Raw genomic sequence first — 15,079 nt, forward strand, 5'->3', positions numbered from 1 at the left:
CGTAACTCATTGTTTACCAAGGAGTTTTCCGTTTCGACTGCGCCGGAAGTGGGGCGAATTATAGACAGATATAAATCGCCGTCAACCGTTAATTCCAGGTTTATTCGGATTTAAGCGTAATACGCGCAAATGCCTTCTTGCCGGCCTGGCAAACGTGGGTAGCACCCAGTTCGTATATAAAGGTGCGATCGACAACCTCACCATCTATACGCACACCGCCAGACCCCAGAAGGTCGCGCGCCACTGCCGAATTCTTCACCAGGCCCGCCTTATTAAGGACAGCAGCAATCGGCATCGCCTCGGCAGCAGTCAATTCAATCTCCGGCAGATCATCCGGCAACTCGCCATCCTTCATGCGATTGCCCGCAGCACGGTGAGCGCTGGCCGCAGCCTCTTCACCATGGAAGCGCGCAACAATCTCTTCCGCCAGCTTGATCTTGACGTCCCGCGGATTCGCACCCGCCTCTACGTCAGCACGCAATGCGTTGATCTCATCCATCGAGCGGAAACTCAACAGCTCGAAGTAACGCCACATCAACGCATCAGGAATAGAAACCAGCTTGCCGTACATCACACCCGGCGCCTCCTGGATACCGACATAGTTACCCAAGGATTTGGACATTTTCTTGACGCCGTCCAACCCCTCCAGCAAAGGCATGGTCAGAATGCACTGGGCCTCTTGCCCATACGCACGCTGCAACTCACGCCCCATCAACAGGTTGAACTTCTGGTCGGTACCGCCCAACTCGACATCGGCACGCAACGCCACCGAGTCATACCCTTGAACCAGCGGGTACAGGAACTCATGAATGGCGATAGGCTGATTGGTGGAGTAGCGCTTATCGAAGTCATCGCGCTCAAGCATGCGCGCAACGGTGTACTGGGACGTCAGGCGAATGAAGTCCGCCGGCCCCATCTGATCCATCCACGTGGAGTTGAATGCCACTTCAGTCTTGGCCGGATCGAGAATCTTGAAGACCTGGGTCTTGTAGGTTTCGGCGTTTTCGAGAACCTGCTCACGAGTCAGCGGTGGGCGCGTAGCGCTCTTGCCGCTCGGATCGCCGATCATCCCGGTGAAGTCACCTATAAGGAAGATCACCTGATGCCCCAGCTCCTGGAACTGGCGCAGCTTATTAATAAGCACCGTGTGACCCAGATGCAGATCCGGCGCCGTCGGATCAAAGCCAGCCTTAATACGCAGGGGTTGGCCACGCTTGAGCTTTTCGATCAGCTCGGCCTCGACCAACAGTTCTTCCGCACCACGTTTGATCAGCGCTAGCTGCTCTTCAACCGACTTCATAACAGACCCGCAAGGCTCAGATTCAAAGGGAACCAACCATACAAGATCAGGGACTAATTACAAGTTTTGCCCTGCAAACGGACACCATTCGGCGAGCCCGGCATTCGCAAGCTTGCGCCACAGATGATTTGGTTATATTTTATACAGTTATTTCATCTTCATCATGTCATTCATCTTTTCCATTTCATCTTTTCAAAGTCAAATTACCTATGACCACTGAACCGTCTAAAGCGCCGCCGCTTTACCCGAAGACCCACCTGCTCGCCGCAAGTGGTATCGCCGCCCTTCTCAGCCTGGCACTCCTGGTATTCCCTTCCAGTGACGTAGAAGCCAAACGAACGACTCTGAGTCTTGACTTGGAGAGCCCGATTGAACAACTGACACAAGATCAAGACGCTTCTGACGCGCAGCAAGCCACAACCGCAAGCGTCGAGTCTCCCTTTGCACAGATTGAAGACAGTGCGGACGAGACCAAGGAGACCGCCCAGGCAGCACCTGCACCCCAGGTAGCGAAAGGCCCGGAGCACCGCGAAGTGATCGTGGCCAAAGGTGACACGCTGTCGACGCTGTTCGAGAAGGTCGGCCTTCCCGCCACGACCGTTAGCGACGTACTGGCCAGCGACAAGCAAGCCAAGCAATTCACCCAGCTCAAGCGTGGCCAGAAGCTTGAGTTCGAGCTGAACCCGGAAGGTCAACTGACCACCCTGCACACTAAACTCAACGACCTCGAAAGCATCACCCTGACCAAAGGCGCCAAAGGCTTTGCCTTCAATCGTGTGACCACCAAGCCGGTGATGCGCTCTGCCTATATTCATGGCGTGATCAACAGCTCGCTGTCCCAGTCGGCGGCACGCGCAGGCCTGTCCCATAGCATGACCATGGACATGGCCAGCGTATTTGGCTACGACATCGACTTCGCTCAGGATATTCGCCAGGGTGACGAATTCGACGTGATCTACGAGCAAAAGGTGGCCAACGGCAAGGTCGTCGGCACCGGCAATATCCTGTCGGCGCGCTTTACCAACCGCGGCAAGACCTACACCGCCGTGCGCTACACCAACAAACAAGGCAACAGCAGCTACTACACCGCCGATGGCAATAGCATGCGCAAGGCCTTTATTCGTACTCCTGTTGACTTCGCCCGTATTAGCTCGCGTTTCTCCATGGGCCGCAAGCATCCAATTCTGAACAAAATCCGCGCGCACAAAGGCGTGGACTATGCCGCACCGCGCGGCACGCCGATCAAGGCTGCCGGCGATGGCAAGGTACTGCTGGCCGGGCGCCGCGGCGGTTACGGCAATACTGTGATCATCCAGCACGGCAACAGCTACCGGACGCTTTACGGCCACATGCAAGGCTTTGCCAAAGGCGTGAAAACCGGTGGCAACGTCAAGCAAGGCCAGGTGATTGGCTATATCGGCACCACCGGCCTGTCTACCGGCCCGCACCTGCACTATGAGTTCCAGGTCAACGGCGTGCACGTCGACCCGCTGGGTCAGAAGCTGCCAATGGCCGACCCGATCGCCAAGGCCGAGCGCGCGCGCTTCCTTCAGCAAAGCCAACCGCTGATGGCACGCATGGACCAGGAACGCGCCACCATGCTGGCTTCGGCGAAGCGTTAAGCGATGGCGCTCTATATAGGTGTGATGTCCGGGACCAGCCTTGATGGCCTGGACATTGCGCTGATCGAGCAGGACACCGCGGTCAAACTGATCGCCACGCATTACATTCCCATGCCTGAAACTCTGCGTGCGGAGCTGCTGGACCTTTGCGCCAGCGGCCCGGACGAGATTGCCCGCTCGGCGATTGCCCAGCAAAACTGGGTAACACTCGCCGCCCATGGCATTCATGCCTTGCTGAAGCAACAGCAGCTCACTCACCACGACATCCGCGCGATTGGCAGCCATGGGCAAACCATTCGCCATGAACCTGCCCGTGGTTTTACCGTGCAGATTGGCAACCCCGCACTACTGACCGAACTGACCGGGATAACCGTCGTCAGTGACTTTCGAAGCCGCGATGTGGCTGCCGGTGGCCAGGGCGCGCCACTGGTGCCAGCCTTTCACGAAGCACTGTTCGGCGAAGCTCGCGGCAACCGGGCAGTACTGAATGTCGGCGGCTTCAGCAACTTGAGCCTGATCGAGACCGGCAAACCGGTAGCGGGTTTTGACTGCGGTCCGGGCAATGTCCTGCTGGATGCCTGGATTCATCAGCAACAGGGCGTAACTTTTGACCGCGACGGCCAATGGGCAGCTGCAGGCAAGGTCGAGCCACTGCTGCTCAACGCCCTGCTCAGCGACCCTTTCTTCCTGACCCAAGGCCCGAAAAGCACTGGGCGCGAAGTGTTCAACCTGCCCTGGCTGCAACAGCATCTCGGCCAACTGCCAACCTTCAAGGCGCAAGATATCCAGGCCACGTTGCTGGAGCTGACAGCGCAGACCATCGTCGAATCGCTGAAAACCGCACAGCCGCAAACCGAAACCCTGCTGGTGTGCGGCGGCGGCGCTCATAACACGACACTGATGAACCGCCTCGCAGCCATGCTACCCGCCACCCACGTCAGCAGCACCGCCACCCATGGCGTAGACCCCGACTGGGTTGAGGCCATGGCCTTCGCCTGGCTGGCGCATTGCTGCCTTGAAGGCATCGCCGCCAACCGCCCAAGCGTGACAGGTGCCCGCGGCCTTCGCGTACTTGGCGCGATCTACCCCGCCTGAAACGCAGATAGCAAAACGCCGCTTGACCCCATAAGAGTCAAGCGGCGTTTTGCCTAGACGCTATCGATCAGATCGAGAACGACGAACCGCAACCACAGGTCGTGGTGGCATTCGGGTTCTTGATCACAAAGCGCGAGCCTTCCAAACCTTCCTGGTAATCCACCTCGGCACCTGCCAAGTACTGGAAGCTCATCGGATCCACGACCAGGCTTACGCCCTCGCGCTCGACAATGGTGTCGTCATCGGCCACATCTTCATCGAAGGTAAAGCCGTACTGAAACCCTGAACAACCGCCGCCCGTAACGAATACGCGCAGCTTCAAGCGATCATTACCCTCTTCATCGACCAGGCTCTTCACCTTGTGCGCAGCACCGTGGGTGAATTGCAAAGCCGTGGGGGTGAAGGATTCAACGCTCATGCTGATAATCTCCCGGCGTAGCGCCGCCATATGCGTGATGGCGGCCATTATCCGCTTCTCCTAGAAAAGCGGTCAACTATTGTTACGGTATATCAATCTGCGCAGCCGCCCTTAAAAACACAAAAGGCCCGATCAACGGGCCTTTTGCACAGCAGCCAACGTCTTAAGGCAGCATGCCGGCATGGGACAAGCCGAGCTTCTCATCGAGGCCGAACAAGATGTTCAAGTTCTGTACCGCCTGGCCTGACGCGCCCTTGACCAGGTTATCAATGACCGACAACACCACCACCAGGTCGCCATCCTGCGGACGATGCACGGCAATCCGGCACACGTTGGCGCCGCGAACACTGCGGGTTTCCGGATGACTACCAGCCGGCATCACATCGACGAACGGCTCATTGGCGTAACGTTTTTCAAACAATGCCTGCAAATCCACCGAGCGGTCCGTGACGGTTGCATAGAGTGTCGAGTGAATCCCACGGATCATCGGGGTCAGGTGCGGCACGAACGTCAGGCCGACGTCACTGCCGGCAGCCCGACGCAGGCCCTGGCGAATTTCCGGCAGGTGGCGATGCCCCTTAACGGCATACGCCTTCATGCTTTCCGAGGTCTCGGAGTACAAGGAACCTACGGCCGCGCCACGACCAGCGCCGCTGACGCCCGATTTGCAGTCGGCAATCAGGCGCGAGGCATCTGCCAGGCCGGCTTCGAGCAGCGGCAGGAAGCCCAACTGGGTAGCCGTCGGATAGCAACCTGGCACGGCAATCAGGCGCGCCTGTCTGATCTGCTCGCGATTGACCTCAGGCAAACCGTAAACTGCCTCTTCAAGCAGCTCTGGAGCGCCATGGGGCTGGCCATACCACTTGGCCCACTCATCGGCATCCTGCAGGCGGAAGTCCGCCGAGAGATCAATGACCTTGGTCCCGGCGGCCAACAACTCGCCCGCCAACGCATGGGCAACGCCGTGGGGAGTGGCGAAGAACACCACATCGCAGGCGCCCAGGGTCTTGATGTCTGGCACGCTGAATGCCAGGCCATCGTAATGACCGCGCAGGTTGGGGTACATATCGGCAACGGCCAGGCCGGCCTCGGATCGGGAGGTGATGACCACCACCTCTGCCTGCGGATGCTGAGCCAACAGACGCAGTAATTCGACACCGGTGTAACCCGTGCCGCCGACGATACCGACCTTGACCATAAACCTGCCCTCAACGAACCCACTGGAAAGCCGTCGATAATAGGGGCCGTATCGTTCTGCGACAACCGTCAAGGTGACGCGTGGGCGCTCTAACCTCTACTATCTCCAGTTACCGTGAACCTGGGAATAACTAAAAATGCTTTATCTATGGCTCAAAGCTTTTCATATCGTCAGCATTGTCTGCTGGTTTGCCGGGCTTTTTTACCTGCCGCGCCTGTTCGTCTACCACGCACAAAGCCAGGATGCTGTCAGCCAGGAACGCTTCAGTATCATGGAGCGCAAGCTGTACAAGGGCATCATGCTGCCGGCGATGATCGCTACGCTGGTATTCGGCATCTGGCTGATCAGCCTTAACCCGAGCGTTTTCAGCCAGGGTGGCTGGATGCACGCCAAGCTGACCCTGGTGGTGATCCTGATCGGCTACCACCATATGTGCGGCGCCCAGGTAAAACGTTTTGCCCGTGGCGAAAACACCCGCAGCCATGTCTTTTATCGCTGGTTCAATGAAGTGCCAGTTCTGATATTGCTGGCTATTGTAATTTTGGTCGTCGTAAAGCCGTTCTAACTCTAATCAGCCGCACTTAATCCGGGGTACTTCCAATGTCGCTGCCCGCTCTGCTTGAACAACGCCTGCGCCTGCCTGTAGTGGCTGCGCCGATGTTCCTGATTTCCAACCCGCAACTGGTCCTGGCGTGCTGCCGCAATGGCGTGGTCGGGAGCTTCCCGGCACTCAACCAACGCGAAAGCAGCGGTTTCAAGGCCTGGCTGGAAGAAATCGAAGCGGGCCTGGCGCTGCTGGACAACCCCGCGCCCTACGCGGTCAACCTCATTGTGCACAACAGCAACCCGCGCCTTGAGGCTGACCTGGCGATCTGCGTCGAGCACAAGGTGCCGATCGTCATCACCAGCCTGGGGGCGGTCAAGGAGCTGGTAGACGCGGTACACAGTTACGGCGGCCTGGTGTTCCACGACGTCACCACCCGACGCCATGCCGAAAAAGCCGCCGAGGCCGGGGTTGACGGGCTGATCGCCGTAGCCGCAGGGGCTGGTGGCCACGCGGGCACCTGGAGTCCATTCTCGCTGATCGCGGAAATTCGCCAGTTCTTCGACAAGACCCTGCTGCTGGCCGGCTGCCTGAACCATGGGCACGAGATCCTCGCCGCGCAATTGCTCGGTGCCGATCTGGCCTATTTCGGCACGCGGTTTATCGGCACCACTGAAAGCCACGCCCCCGATGCCTACAAAGAGATGCTGCTCACATCCCGCGCAGCCGATATCGTGCACACTCCGGCGGTGTCCGGCGTACCCGCGAGCTTTATGCGCCAGAGCCTGGAAAACGCCGGTTTCGACCTCGCCGCCCTGCAAGGCAAAGGTGAAGTCAACTTCGGCTCCAAGCTCAAACCTCTGAGCGACGAGGCAAAGGCCTGGAAGACGGTATGGTCCGCCGGCCAGGGCGTCGGTGAAATTGACGACTTACCCAGCGTCGATGAACTGGTTGCCCGCCTCGATGCCGAATACCGCAAGGCGCGTGAGCAAGCGGTACAATTGCGCTGGCCACGCTGACCCACCCGCCAGGCCTGCCGATTGAAGCAGGCCTGCATTACTCCCCCTGAAAAGTGACAAGGATGCCCGCATGAGCGACAACCGTTTCAAGATTGTGTTTGATGGAGCCCTGCTCCCGGGTGTCGAAAGCACCACTGCCAAGCTGAACCTGGCCGACTTGTTCAAAAGCGAAGTCGAGGCAATCGAAAAGCTCTTCACCGGACGCCCGGTCGCCCTGAAGCGCGACCTGTCTCGCCCCGATGCCGAAACCTACCTGGCCGCGCTGAAAAACGCCGGGGTTGATGCACGTATCGAAGCCGAACAGCCCGTGTCCTTCAACCTAGCTGAAACCCACGAGACCGATTCCGGCGCCTCTGACTTTTCGCGCCCGGCCGCGTCGCCGTATGCACCACCGCGCGCAGCCGTGGGAGATAACCTTCCTGAGTTTTCCACCCTTAAGGTCTTCACCATCAACGGGCGGATAGGTCGCCTGCGCTTCCTCGCCTGGACGCTGGTATTGAGTATGGTCTTGTCGGCCATCGTTGGCGCCCTGTTCACGGTCGGCCTGGGTGTTGCGGCCGTCTCCCCCACTACGGCAATCATCATTGGCTCACTGCTCGGTATCGCCCTGTTCGTGGCCTCTGTGTGGATCAGTGTCCAGATCACCGTGCAACGCCTGCATGACCTGGGCTGGTCCGGATGGCTATGGTTCCTGAACCTGGTGCCAATCGTAGGCAGCATTTTCCCGATCCTGCTGATCGTGCTGCCAGGCAATGCGGGCGCCAACCAATATGGTGCGCCACCGCCACGCAACTCCACCGCAGTGAAAGTCCTGGCCACTCTGTGGCTGGCAGTCATCCCGCTGATATTCGCCGCCGCAGTGATGCTGGGCATGAGTGGCTATCTGGACCAACTGGAAAGCAGCGTGGACAGCGGCTACGAAAGCAGCGCCATGACCACCGACGAAGAGGCTGACCAGAGCGTCATCGCCGGTGAAGAAGACGTGCAAAGTGCTGACGATGCGGCCGAACCTGTAGACTCTCCAGAAGAATGAAGAAACGCCCCACGCCTGTGACGCATCTGTCGCAGGCTCGGTGGCGTTGCGATGGAGAAACGCATGACCCGTTACGCTCTGATCACCGGTGCCTCCAGCGGCATCGGCCTGGCCTTGGCCGAAGCACTGGCCCGTCGCGGCCGCAGCTTGATTCTGGTGGCCCGCCAGCGTGATCAGTTGGAAAGCATTGCCATTGAACTGACCCAACGCTTTGGCGTCGAGGTGCTGTTCCGTGCCTGCGACCTGGGCGAGCCACTGCGGCTTTCCGGGTTCCTGCTGGAACTGGAAGAGGGTGAGCGACAGATCGACTTGCTGGTCAACTGCGCCGGCATGGGCACCAGCGGCCCGTTTCTCGCCCAGGACTGGATGACCGAGCAGGACCTGATCGAAGTCAACATCCTGGCCCTCACTCGCCTGTGCCATGCACTGGGTAATTCCATGGCCCTGCAGGGTGGCGGGCAGATTCTCAACGTCGCGTCAGTCGCAGCCTTCCAGCCGGGACCATGGATGAGTACTTATTACGCCAGCAAGGCCTATGTACTGCACTTCTCCGAAGGCCTGCGCGAAGAGCTGAAGAGCTGCGGCATCAAGGTTTCAGTGCTTTGCCCAGGCCCGACACGCACCGCGTTCTTCGGTACTGCACAAATGGACACCGTCAAGCTGGAGCGCCAGCAACTGATGAGCCCGGAAGAAGTGGCGCTGCACACCGTGCGTGCCCTGGCAAAGAACAAAGCGATCATTATTCCCGGTCGCCGTAACCGCTGGCTGGCGTTCAGCCCGCGCTTGAGCCCGCGCTGGTTGACCCGCAAGATTGCCGGCGCCATCAACAAGGCCTATTGCCCGCGCTGACCGGCTGAGTACACTCACCCTGCACTTTCATAATGGAGAAACAGCTGTGGATACTCTGTTCACCAAGATCATCAACAGAGAAATACCCGCGAGGATTATCTACGAAGATGACCAGGTCCTGGCCTTCCACGATATTGCGCCAATGGCCCCCGTGCATTTCCTGGTGATTCCGAAAAAACCGATCCGCACCCTCAACGACCTCACGGAAGAAGACAAGGGCCTGGCCGGACATATCCTGTTCACTGCCCAGCGCCTGGCGGTGGAACAAGGCTGTGAAAAAGGTTTTCGCGTGGTGATGAACTGCAATGAGGATGGCGGCCAGACCGTCTATCACATTCATATGCATGTACTGGGTCAGCGCCAGATGAACTGGCCACCGGGCTGAAACCCTATTGTAGGTGCCGGCTTGCCGGCCCCTACAAGAAGCATGACCCAGCGCAAACGCACGCCCCTCTCTTGCGGTAAACTGGCCGCCGAGATTTTTTCCGGAGGTCAGCATGACTACCCAACGTCACTACTCGCCGATTGACCGACTGTTGCTGCAAGCCGACACCGCCATGCGCACACTGCTGCCGTTCAGCGGCCAACCGTATCGCCCGTCACCTGCCATCGTGCAACCCGAAGCACAAATGAGCGAGACGGATACCCGTCATGTCGCCGGCCTGATGCGTATCAACCATACCGGCGAAGTCTGTGCCCAGGCGCTGTACCAAGGCCAGGCCCTGACCGCCAAGCTGCCGCAGGTACGCGCAGCCATGGAGCATGCGGCCGAGGAAGAAATCGACCACTTGGCCTGGTGTGAACAGCGCATCCGTCAGTTGGGCAGCCACCCCAGTGTGTTGAACCCGCTGTTTTATGGTTTGTCGTTTGGTATCGGCGCGGCGGCTGGCTTGATCAGTGACAAGGTCAGCCTGGGTTTTGTCGCGGCGACCGAACATCAGGTGTGCAAGCACCTGGATGAGCACCTGGAACAACTGCCGGCCGAGGACGAAAAATCCCGGGCGATTCTTGAGCAGATGCGTATCGATGAAGAGCACCACGCAGAAAGCGCGCTGGATGCTGGCGGTTTCCGCTTCCCGGCGCCGGTAAGGTTTGGCATGAGCCTGATGGCCAAGGTCATGACCAAAAGCACTTACCGCATTTAAACCTCACACGAACATTGTAGGAGCGAGCTTGCTCGCGAAAAACTCAAGGACACTGCGGGTAGCCTGACTAAACCCGTTATCGTTGGCGTTCTTCGCGAGCAAGCTCGCTCCTACAGAAGGTCAACCCAACTCAATGATCTCGTAATCATGAGTAATGGCCACACCGGCCGCGCCAAGCATGATCGAGGCCGAGCAGTACTTCTCCGCCGACAGTTCGATGGCCCGCTTGACCTGCGCTTCCTTCAGCGCACGCCCCTTGACCACAAAATGCATATGGATCTTGGTAAACACCTTTGGATCTTCAGTGGCGCGTTCGGCCTCCAGAAAGGCTTCGCAGCTTTCCACCGCCTGGCGCGACTTCTTCAGGATGCTGACCACATCGAAGTTGCTGCAACCACCCACGCCGAGCAGGAGCATTTCCATAGGCCGTACACCCAGATTGCGGCCACCGGCTTCCGGCGGGCCATCCATGACCACCACATGGCCACTACCCGATTCACCGAGGAACATGGCTTCGCCCGCCCATTGGATGCGTGCCTTCATCGCCCAGACTCCACTGCTAAAAAAGGGGCGCCAGCTTATCACAGCCCCCCGCAAGCGCAGTGTTCTGCCGGAATACGATCAACAGCAGGCCCTGATAGATAAATTCCCTGATCGAGTCAGAATGTGTCTGTTAAGCTGGCGCCAAATCAATGGCGCATTGCCATCCACTGGATGGACCTCGCTCGATAAAAAAACAAGTCCAACCACACCGTGCAGTCTTTTCGGGATACAACCATGGTTGCTATTACCCCCCTCACACCCAAGATCAAGAACCTCGACAAGTTGCTGACTCATTGTCAGCGGCGTCGCTATCCGGCGAAACAGAACATCATCTGCGCCGGGGAACGCTCGGAAACCCTGTTCTTCATTATCAAAGGCTCGGTCACGATCCTGATCGAGGATGAAGATGGCCGCGAAATGATCATCGCCTACCTCAATACCGGTGACTTTTTCGGAGAGCTGGGGCTGTTTGAGCAGGCCGGGAAAGAACAAGAACGCAGCGCTTGGGTGAGAGCCAAGATCGAGTGTGAGGTCGCGGAAATCAGCTACGCAAAATTTCGCGAACTGGCCCAACAAGATCCAGACATCCTCTATGCCCTGAGCGGTCAGATTGCCCAGCGCTTGCGCAACACCACGCGCAAAGTCGGCGACCTGGCGTTCTTCGACGTCACCGGGCGCGTCGCCCGCTGCCTACTGGAACTGTGCAAGCAACCGGATGCCATGACCCATCCTGACGGCATGCAGATCAAGGTTACGCGCCAGGAAATCGGGCGCATCGTCGGTTGCTCGCGGGAGATGGTCGGTCGAGTGCTCAAGGATCTGGAAGAGCGCAACCTGGTTCACGTCAAAGGCAAGACGATGGTGGTGTTCGGCACTCGCTAAGGCGCAAAGACCTGCGCCAGCATCTGCCGGTATAAACCGTCGAGGCGGCTGATCGCATCTGGCGCAGCAAAGGCTTCATGCAGGGCGATATGACTGTCGGCCCGAACCCGTTGCTCCAGGCCGCACGCCTGGTTAAAGCGATTGACCGCAGCAATCAGCTCCTCGCGATGGTTATCCAGCAACAGTGCGCCATGCACCAGGCCCACCGGGCGCCCACCACTCTGGCGCCAGCGCTGGGCGGTGCCGACCATCTTGCGTCCGTCGAGGTTGACGTTATAGCGGCCATCGCAAAAGGCGCCGTCGATTTCACCCACAGAGGCATCGCCCCCCAACTCGGTCAGCAAATCGCAGATGGGCTGACACAGACGCAAGTATCCGGTTTCAATCCGACCCTGGTCGCTCTCACTGCGCGGCGGGGCGTAGACCAGAGCGATATTGACCGTGGCGCTCGATTGCGGCACCGGCTCACCACCGGTTTCCCGTAGCAACACCGGCCAACCGTGGTCTGCCGACACTTGGCTCGCCGCTTCAAACGCGGGCAAGCGGCTCAGGCGGCGAGGCATCACCAATGCCTGGTCGCTGGGCTGCCAGAACAGCAGGCCGAAGGATTGCTCACCCGCACAGACGGCAGCCAGTAAGTCCTGCTCGGCGGCAAGGCCTGCTTCAACGGTCATCGCTACGGGCTGGATCATCGGGCATCTACCTCTCTGAATAAACACAAAAGCAAATGTGGGAGCTGGCTTGCCTGCGATAGCGGACTTTCAGTCAACACATTGGCGACTGATACATCGCTATCGCAGGCAAGCCAGCTCCCACACAAGCCAGCTCCCACAGTGACCGCGTTTCAAATCAATCCAGCGTCGAACCGCTGACCGGCAGGCCACGCTCCGGGAAAAACAGGCGCTGCAACTCAGCGCCTGGATTCTCCGCACGCATGAAGGTCTCGCCGACCAGGAACGAGTAGACGTCGCTGATTTCCATCAACTCCACATCCGCACGATTGACGATCCCGCTCTCGGTAATCACCAGTCGGTCGCGGGGAATGCGCGGCAGCAAGTCCAAGGTGGTTTCCAGGTTGACTTCAAAGGTGTGCAGATTGCGGTTGTTGACCCCAACCAGCCGTGTATCGAGGGTTTTCAGCGCTCGCTCCAGCTCATCACCGTCGTGGACTTCGACCAGCACATCCAGGCCCACCCCTTTGGCAACTGCCGCCAGCTCGGCCATCTGTACGTCGTCCAGCGCCGAAACGATCAGCAGCACACAATCCGCGCCCAATGCCCGGGCTTCGACGATCTGGTACGGATCGATCATGAAGTCCTTGCGGATCACCGGCAACTTGCACGCAGCGCGGGCTTGTTGCAGGTAAGCGTCGGAGCCCTGGAAATAGTCGATGTCAGTCAGCACCGAAAGACAGGTCGCGCCGCCCTTCTCGTAACTGGCAGCAATCTCTGCCGGTACGAAGTGCTCGCGGATCACACCTTTGCTCGGCGAGGCCTTTTTGATCTCTGCGATCACCGCTGGCTGCTTGAGCTTGGCCTGGGTAATCAGCGCATTGGCAAAGCCACGCGGCGCATCGGCGCTTTTAGCCAGGCCTTCCATCTCGGCAAGGCTCACACGGGCGCGGCGCTCGGCCACCTCCTCAACTTTGCGCGCGAGGATGTTTTCCAGGACTGTTGGCACGCTCATCCTTCATTCTCCATCTTGAATACGGCCGTGAATGCTCCCAGCTCTTCGAGTTTTTCGCGAGCCAGACCCGTATGCAGCGCATCGTGGGCCAAGGCGACACCTTCTGTAAGACTATAGGCGTGATCGGCTGCGTAAAGTGCCGCGCCAGCATTCAGAACAATCATCTCAGCCGCTTTCTGACCGTTTTCGGTCTTGCGACGCCCCAAGGCATCGCGAATCAATTCCAGGGAAGCCGCCGGGCTTTCCACCGCCAGGCCATGCAGGCTCTGGCTCTTCATGCCGAGGTCTTCTGGTTCGACCCAATACTCAGTGACCTGATCGTTTTTCAGCTCCGCCACAAAGGTCGGGGCCGCCAGGCTGAATTCGTCCAGGCCATCCTTGGAATGCACCACCAGCACATGCTTGCTGCCCAGGCGTTGCAGGACTTCGGCCAATGGCCGGCACAGCGCCTGGCTGAACACGCCCACTACCTGATGTTTCACACCGGCCGGATTCGTAAGCGGGCCAAGCATGTTGAACAGGGTACGCAGGCCCAGGTCCTTGCGCGGACCAGCGGCGTGCTTCATCGCCCCATGGTGGGACTGGGCAAACATAAAGCCGATGCCGACGTTATCAATGCAGCGCGCCACCTGGACCGGGGTCAGGTTCAGGTAGATCCCAGCCGCTTCCAGCAGGTCGGCACTGCCGCTCTTGCCCGACACGGCGCGGTTGCCGTGCTTGGCTACGGTACAGCCGGCCGCCGCCACTACAAAGGAAGACGCCGTCGACACGTTGAAGATGTTCGCACCATCGCCACCGGTGCCAACCACATCGACTACGCCATCGAGGGTCTTGAGTTCGACCTTGTCCGCCAACTCGCGCATCACCGAGACGGCGCCGACGATTTCGTCGATGCTCTCGCTTTTCATGCGCATGGCCATCATAAAGGCGCCAATCTGCGCATCGGTGCATTGACCGGTCATGATTTCGCGCATGACATCGCTCATTTCAGCGGTGCTCAGGTCCAGATGGCCGACGATACGGCTCAGGGCAGTCTTGATATCCATGGAAAGTCCTTAGCGCGTGCCGCCGCTCTGCTTGAGAAAGTTGGCGAACAGCTCGTAGCCCTGCTCGGTCAGAATCGATTCAGGGTGAAATTGCACCCCTTCGACATTCAGTGTCTTGTGCCGCAGGCCCATGATCTCATCGACCGAGCCATCTTCCAGTTGGGTCCAGGCCGTCAGTTCCAGGCACTCGGGCAAGGTTTCGCGCTTGACCACCAGCGAGTGGTAGCGGGTCACCGTCACCGGCAGGTTCAGGCCCTGGAACACACCCTGGTCATGATGGAACACCGGGCTGGTCTTGCCGTGCATCACCTGGCGGGCACGCACTACATCGCCACCAAACGCCTGGCCGATCGACTGGTGTCCCAGGCAAACCCCGAGAATCGGCAGCTTGCCGGCGAAATACTTGATCGCTTCAAGGGAAATACCCGCTTCGGTCGGCGTGCACGGCCCGGGCGAAACGACGATGCGCTCCGGGTTCAAGGCAGCGATCTGTGCCACGGTCATTTCATCGTTGCGCACCACCTTGACCTCGGCACCCAGCTCGCCCAGGTATTGCACAACGTTGTAGGTAAAGGAGTCGTAGTTATCAATCATCAGCAACATGTGGGTTCAAACCTCTTGAATTCACTGATTTCGAGTGACCGCCTTCCAAGAGAGTGACCCGCTGCCAGACGCACGTTCCGGTTGCCAGGGTCAGCC

Annotated in this window: 17 protein-coding genes; 9 read left to right on the plus strand and 8 right to left on the minus strand. The window is 58.9% G+C overall.

The annotated features are described in order from the left end of the window. Positions 1 to 100: 100 nt before the first annotated feature. On the minus strand, positions 101 to 1,300 hold the full coding sequence (gene tyrS, locus BFQ03_RS05770) for a tyrosine--tRNA ligase (RefSeq protein WP_032858492.1): 1,200 nt from the start codon (positions 1,298 to 1,300) through the stop codon (positions 101 to 103). Positions 1,301 to 1,509: 209 nt separating this feature from the next. Here tyrS and BFQ03_RS05775 point away from each other — a divergent pair, with 209 nt between their 5' ends. Both BFQ03_RS05775 and BFQ03_RS05780 read left to right on the plus strand, forming a co-directional pair. Next, entirely contained in the window at positions 1,510 to 2,922 is a 1,413-nt protein-coding gene (locus tag BFQ03_RS05775; protein WP_032858493.1) for a peptidoglycan DD-metalloendopeptidase family protein, read from the plus strand. A gap of 3 nt (positions 2,923 to 2,925) precedes the next feature. Beyond that, positions 2,926 to 4,017, plus strand: a complete 1,092-nt coding sequence (locus BFQ03_RS05780; protein ID WP_032858495.1) for an anhydro-N-acetylmuramic acid kinase — start codon at positions 2,926 to 2,928, stop codon at positions 4,015 to 4,017. 67 nt (positions 4,018 to 4,084) lie between these two features. Here BFQ03_RS05780 and erpA read toward each other — a convergent pair whose 3' ends face one another. Beyond that, the gene (erpA, locus tag BFQ03_RS05785; RefSeq protein WP_003176443.1) at positions 4,085 to 4,435 is read right to left on the minus strand and encodes an iron-sulfur cluster insertion protein ErpA; all 351 of its coding nucleotides are present in this window, start codon (positions 4,433 to 4,435) and stop codon (positions 4,085 to 4,087) included. Positions 4,436 to 4,598: 163 nt separating this feature from the next. Further along, positions 4,599 to 5,633, minus strand: a complete 1,035-nt coding sequence (gene argC, locus BFQ03_RS05790) for an N-acetyl-gamma-glutamyl-phosphate reductase (RefSeq protein WP_032858497.1) — start codon at positions 5,631 to 5,633, stop codon at positions 4,599 to 4,601. 136 nt (positions 5,634 to 5,769) lie between these two features. Here argC and hemJ point away from each other — a divergent pair, with 136 nt between their 5' ends. The 6 genes from hemJ to coq7 all read left to right on the plus strand — a co-directional run bounded on the left by hemJ (position 5,770) and on the right by coq7 (position 10,223). Then, the gene (gene hemJ, locus BFQ03_RS05795; protein WP_032858499.1) at positions 5,770 to 6,198 is read left to right on the plus strand and encodes a protoporphyrinogen oxidase HemJ; all 429 of its coding nucleotides are present in this window, start codon (positions 5,770 to 5,772) and stop codon (positions 6,196 to 6,198) included. Between the two features lie 35 nt (positions 6,199 to 6,233). Beyond that, positions 6,234 to 7,196, plus strand: a complete 963-nt coding sequence (locus tag BFQ03_RS05800; protein ID WP_032858500.1) for an NAD(P)H-dependent flavin oxidoreductase — start codon at positions 6,234 to 6,236, stop codon at positions 7,194 to 7,196. 70 nt (positions 7,197 to 7,266) lie between these two features. Beyond that, entirely contained in the window at positions 7,267 to 8,229 is a 963-nt protein-coding gene (locus BFQ03_RS05805) for a DUF805 domain-containing protein (RefSeq protein ID WP_065942661.1), read from the plus strand. Positions 8,230 to 8,292: 63 nt separating this feature from the next. Next, positions 8,293 to 9,078 (plus strand): SDR family NAD(P)-dependent oxidoreductase, encoded by a 786-nt coding sequence (locus BFQ03_RS05810; protein WP_032858504.1) that lies wholly within the window; start codon positions 8,293 to 8,295, stop codon positions 9,076 to 9,078. A gap of 46 nt (positions 9,079 to 9,124) precedes the next feature. After that, positions 9,125 to 9,463 (plus strand): histidine triad nucleotide-binding protein, encoded by a 339-nt coding sequence (locus BFQ03_RS05815; protein WP_032858506.1) that lies wholly within the window; start codon positions 9,125 to 9,127, stop codon positions 9,461 to 9,463. A 112-nt stretch (positions 9,464 to 9,575) separates the two neighbouring features. Beyond that, a complete protein-coding gene (coq7, locus tag BFQ03_RS05820) occupies positions 9,576 to 10,223 on the plus strand; it encodes a 2-polyprenyl-3-methyl-6-methoxy-1,4-benzoquinone monooxygenase (RefSeq protein ID WP_029296753.1) in 648 nt (215 codons plus the stop codon). 120 nt (positions 10,224 to 10,343) lie between these two features. Here the strand turns inward: coq7 and BFQ03_RS05825 are convergent, their stop codons facing one another. After that, entirely contained in the window at positions 10,344 to 10,766 is a 423-nt protein-coding gene (locus BFQ03_RS05825) for an OsmC family protein (RefSeq protein ID WP_005792019.1), read from the minus strand. Between the two features lie 234 nt (positions 10,767 to 11,000). Between BFQ03_RS05825 and crp the strand changes: the two genes are divergently transcribed. Next, positions 11,001 to 11,648, plus strand: coding sequence for a cAMP-activated global transcriptional regulator CRP (gene crp, locus BFQ03_RS05830; protein WP_032858510.1), 648 nt, complete (start codon positions 11,001 to 11,003; stop codon positions 11,646 to 11,648). On the opposite strand, the gene BFQ03_RS05835 is transcribed toward crp, so the two are convergent. The 4 genes from BFQ03_RS05835 to BFQ03_RS05850 form a co-directional block, all read right to left on the minus strand. Continuing rightward, entirely contained in the window at positions 11,645 to 12,340 is a 696-nt protein-coding gene (locus BFQ03_RS05835; RefSeq protein WP_032858511.1) for a lipoate--protein ligase family protein, read from the minus strand. The two genes, crp and BFQ03_RS05835, sit on opposite strands and share 4 nt — an antisense overlap. Before the next feature lie 157 nt (positions 12,341 to 12,497). Continuing rightward, complete coding sequence (gene trpC, locus BFQ03_RS05840; RefSeq protein ID WP_065942662.1) at positions 12,498 to 13,334, minus strand: indole-3-glycerol phosphate synthase TrpC; 837 nt, start codon at positions 13,332 to 13,334, stop codon at positions 12,498 to 12,500. Then, the gene (trpD, locus tag BFQ03_RS05845; protein WP_032858515.1) at positions 13,331 to 14,380 is read right to left on the minus strand and encodes an anthranilate phosphoribosyltransferase; all 1,050 of its coding nucleotides are present in this window, start codon (positions 14,378 to 14,380) and stop codon (positions 13,331 to 13,333) included. Before trpD ends, trpC begins: the two co-directional genes overlap by 4 nt. A 9-nt stretch (positions 14,381 to 14,389) precedes the next feature. After that, the gene (locus tag BFQ03_RS05850) at positions 14,390 to 14,983 is read right to left on the minus strand and encodes an aminodeoxychorismate/anthranilate synthase component II (protein WP_032858516.1); all 594 of its coding nucleotides are present in this window, start codon (positions 14,981 to 14,983) and stop codon (positions 14,390 to 14,392) included. Between the last annotated feature and the right edge of the window lie 96 nt (positions 14,984 to 15,079).

The organism is Pseudomonas sp. 25 R 14, from assembly GCF_900004755.1.
GTDB classification, from domain to species: Bacteria; Pseudomonadota; Gammaproteobacteria; order Pseudomonadales; family Pseudomonadaceae; genus Aquipseudomonas; species Aquipseudomonas brenneri.

Bases quoted from the DNA above. Each gene is read 5' to 3' on its own strand.
- coq7 (WP_029296753.1), top strand. From the start codon at position 9,576: ATGACTACCCAACGTCACTACTCGCCGATTGACCGACTGTTGCTGCAA.
- argC (WP_032858497.1), bottom strand. From the start codon at position 5,633: ATGGTCAAGGTCGGTATCGTCGGCGGCACGGGTTACACCGGTGTCGAA.
- BFQ03_RS05805 (WP_065942661.1), top strand. From the start codon at position 7,267: ATGAGCGACAACCGTTTCAAGATTGTGTTTGATGGAGCCCTGCTCCCG.
- BFQ03_RS05810 (WP_032858504.1), top strand. From the start codon at position 8,293: ATGACCCGTTACGCTCTGATCACCGGTGCCTCCAGCGGCATCGGCCTG.
- tyrS (WP_032858492.1), bottom strand. From the start codon at position 1,300: ATGAAGTCGGTTGAAGAGCAGCTAGCGCTGATCAAACGTGGTGCGGAA.
- trpC (WP_065942662.1), bottom strand. From the start codon at position 13,334: ATGAGCGTGCCAACAGTCCTGGAAAACATCCTCGCGCGCAAAGTTGAG.
- BFQ03_RS05825 (WP_005792019.1), bottom strand. From the start codon at position 10,766: ATGAAGGCACGCATCCAATGGGCGGGCGAAGCCATGTTCCTCGGTGAA.
- hemJ (WP_032858499.1), top strand. From the start codon at position 5,770: ATGCTTTATCTATGGCTCAAAGCTTTTCATATCGTCAGCATTGTCTGC.
- BFQ03_RS05850 (WP_032858516.1), bottom strand. From the start codon at position 14,983: ATGTTGCTGATGATTGATAACTACGACTCCTTTACCTACAACGTTGTG.
- erpA (WP_003176443.1), bottom strand. From the start codon at position 4,435: ATGAGCGTTGAATCCTTCACCCCCACGGCTTTGCAATTCACCCACGGT.
- BFQ03_RS05835 (WP_032858511.1), bottom strand. From the start codon at position 12,340: ATGATCCAGCCCGTAGCGATGACCGTTGAAGCAGGCCTTGCCGCCGAG.
- trpD (WP_032858515.1), bottom strand. From the start codon at position 14,380: ATGGATATCAAGACTGCCCTGAGCCGTATCGTCGGCCATCTGGACCTG.
- crp (WP_032858510.1), top strand. From the start codon at position 11,001: ATGGTTGCTATTACCCCCCTCACACCCAAGATCAAGAACCTCGACAAG.
- BFQ03_RS05775 (WP_032858493.1), top strand. From the start codon at position 1,510: ATGACCACTGAACCGTCTAAAGCGCCGCCGCTTTACCCGAAGACCCAC.
- BFQ03_RS05800 (WP_032858500.1), top strand. From the start codon at position 6,234: ATGTCGCTGCCCGCTCTGCTTGAACAACGCCTGCGCCTGCCTGTAGTG.
- BFQ03_RS05780 (WP_032858495.1), top strand. From the start codon at position 2,926: ATGGCGCTCTATATAGGTGTGATGTCCGGGACCAGCCTTGATGGCCTG.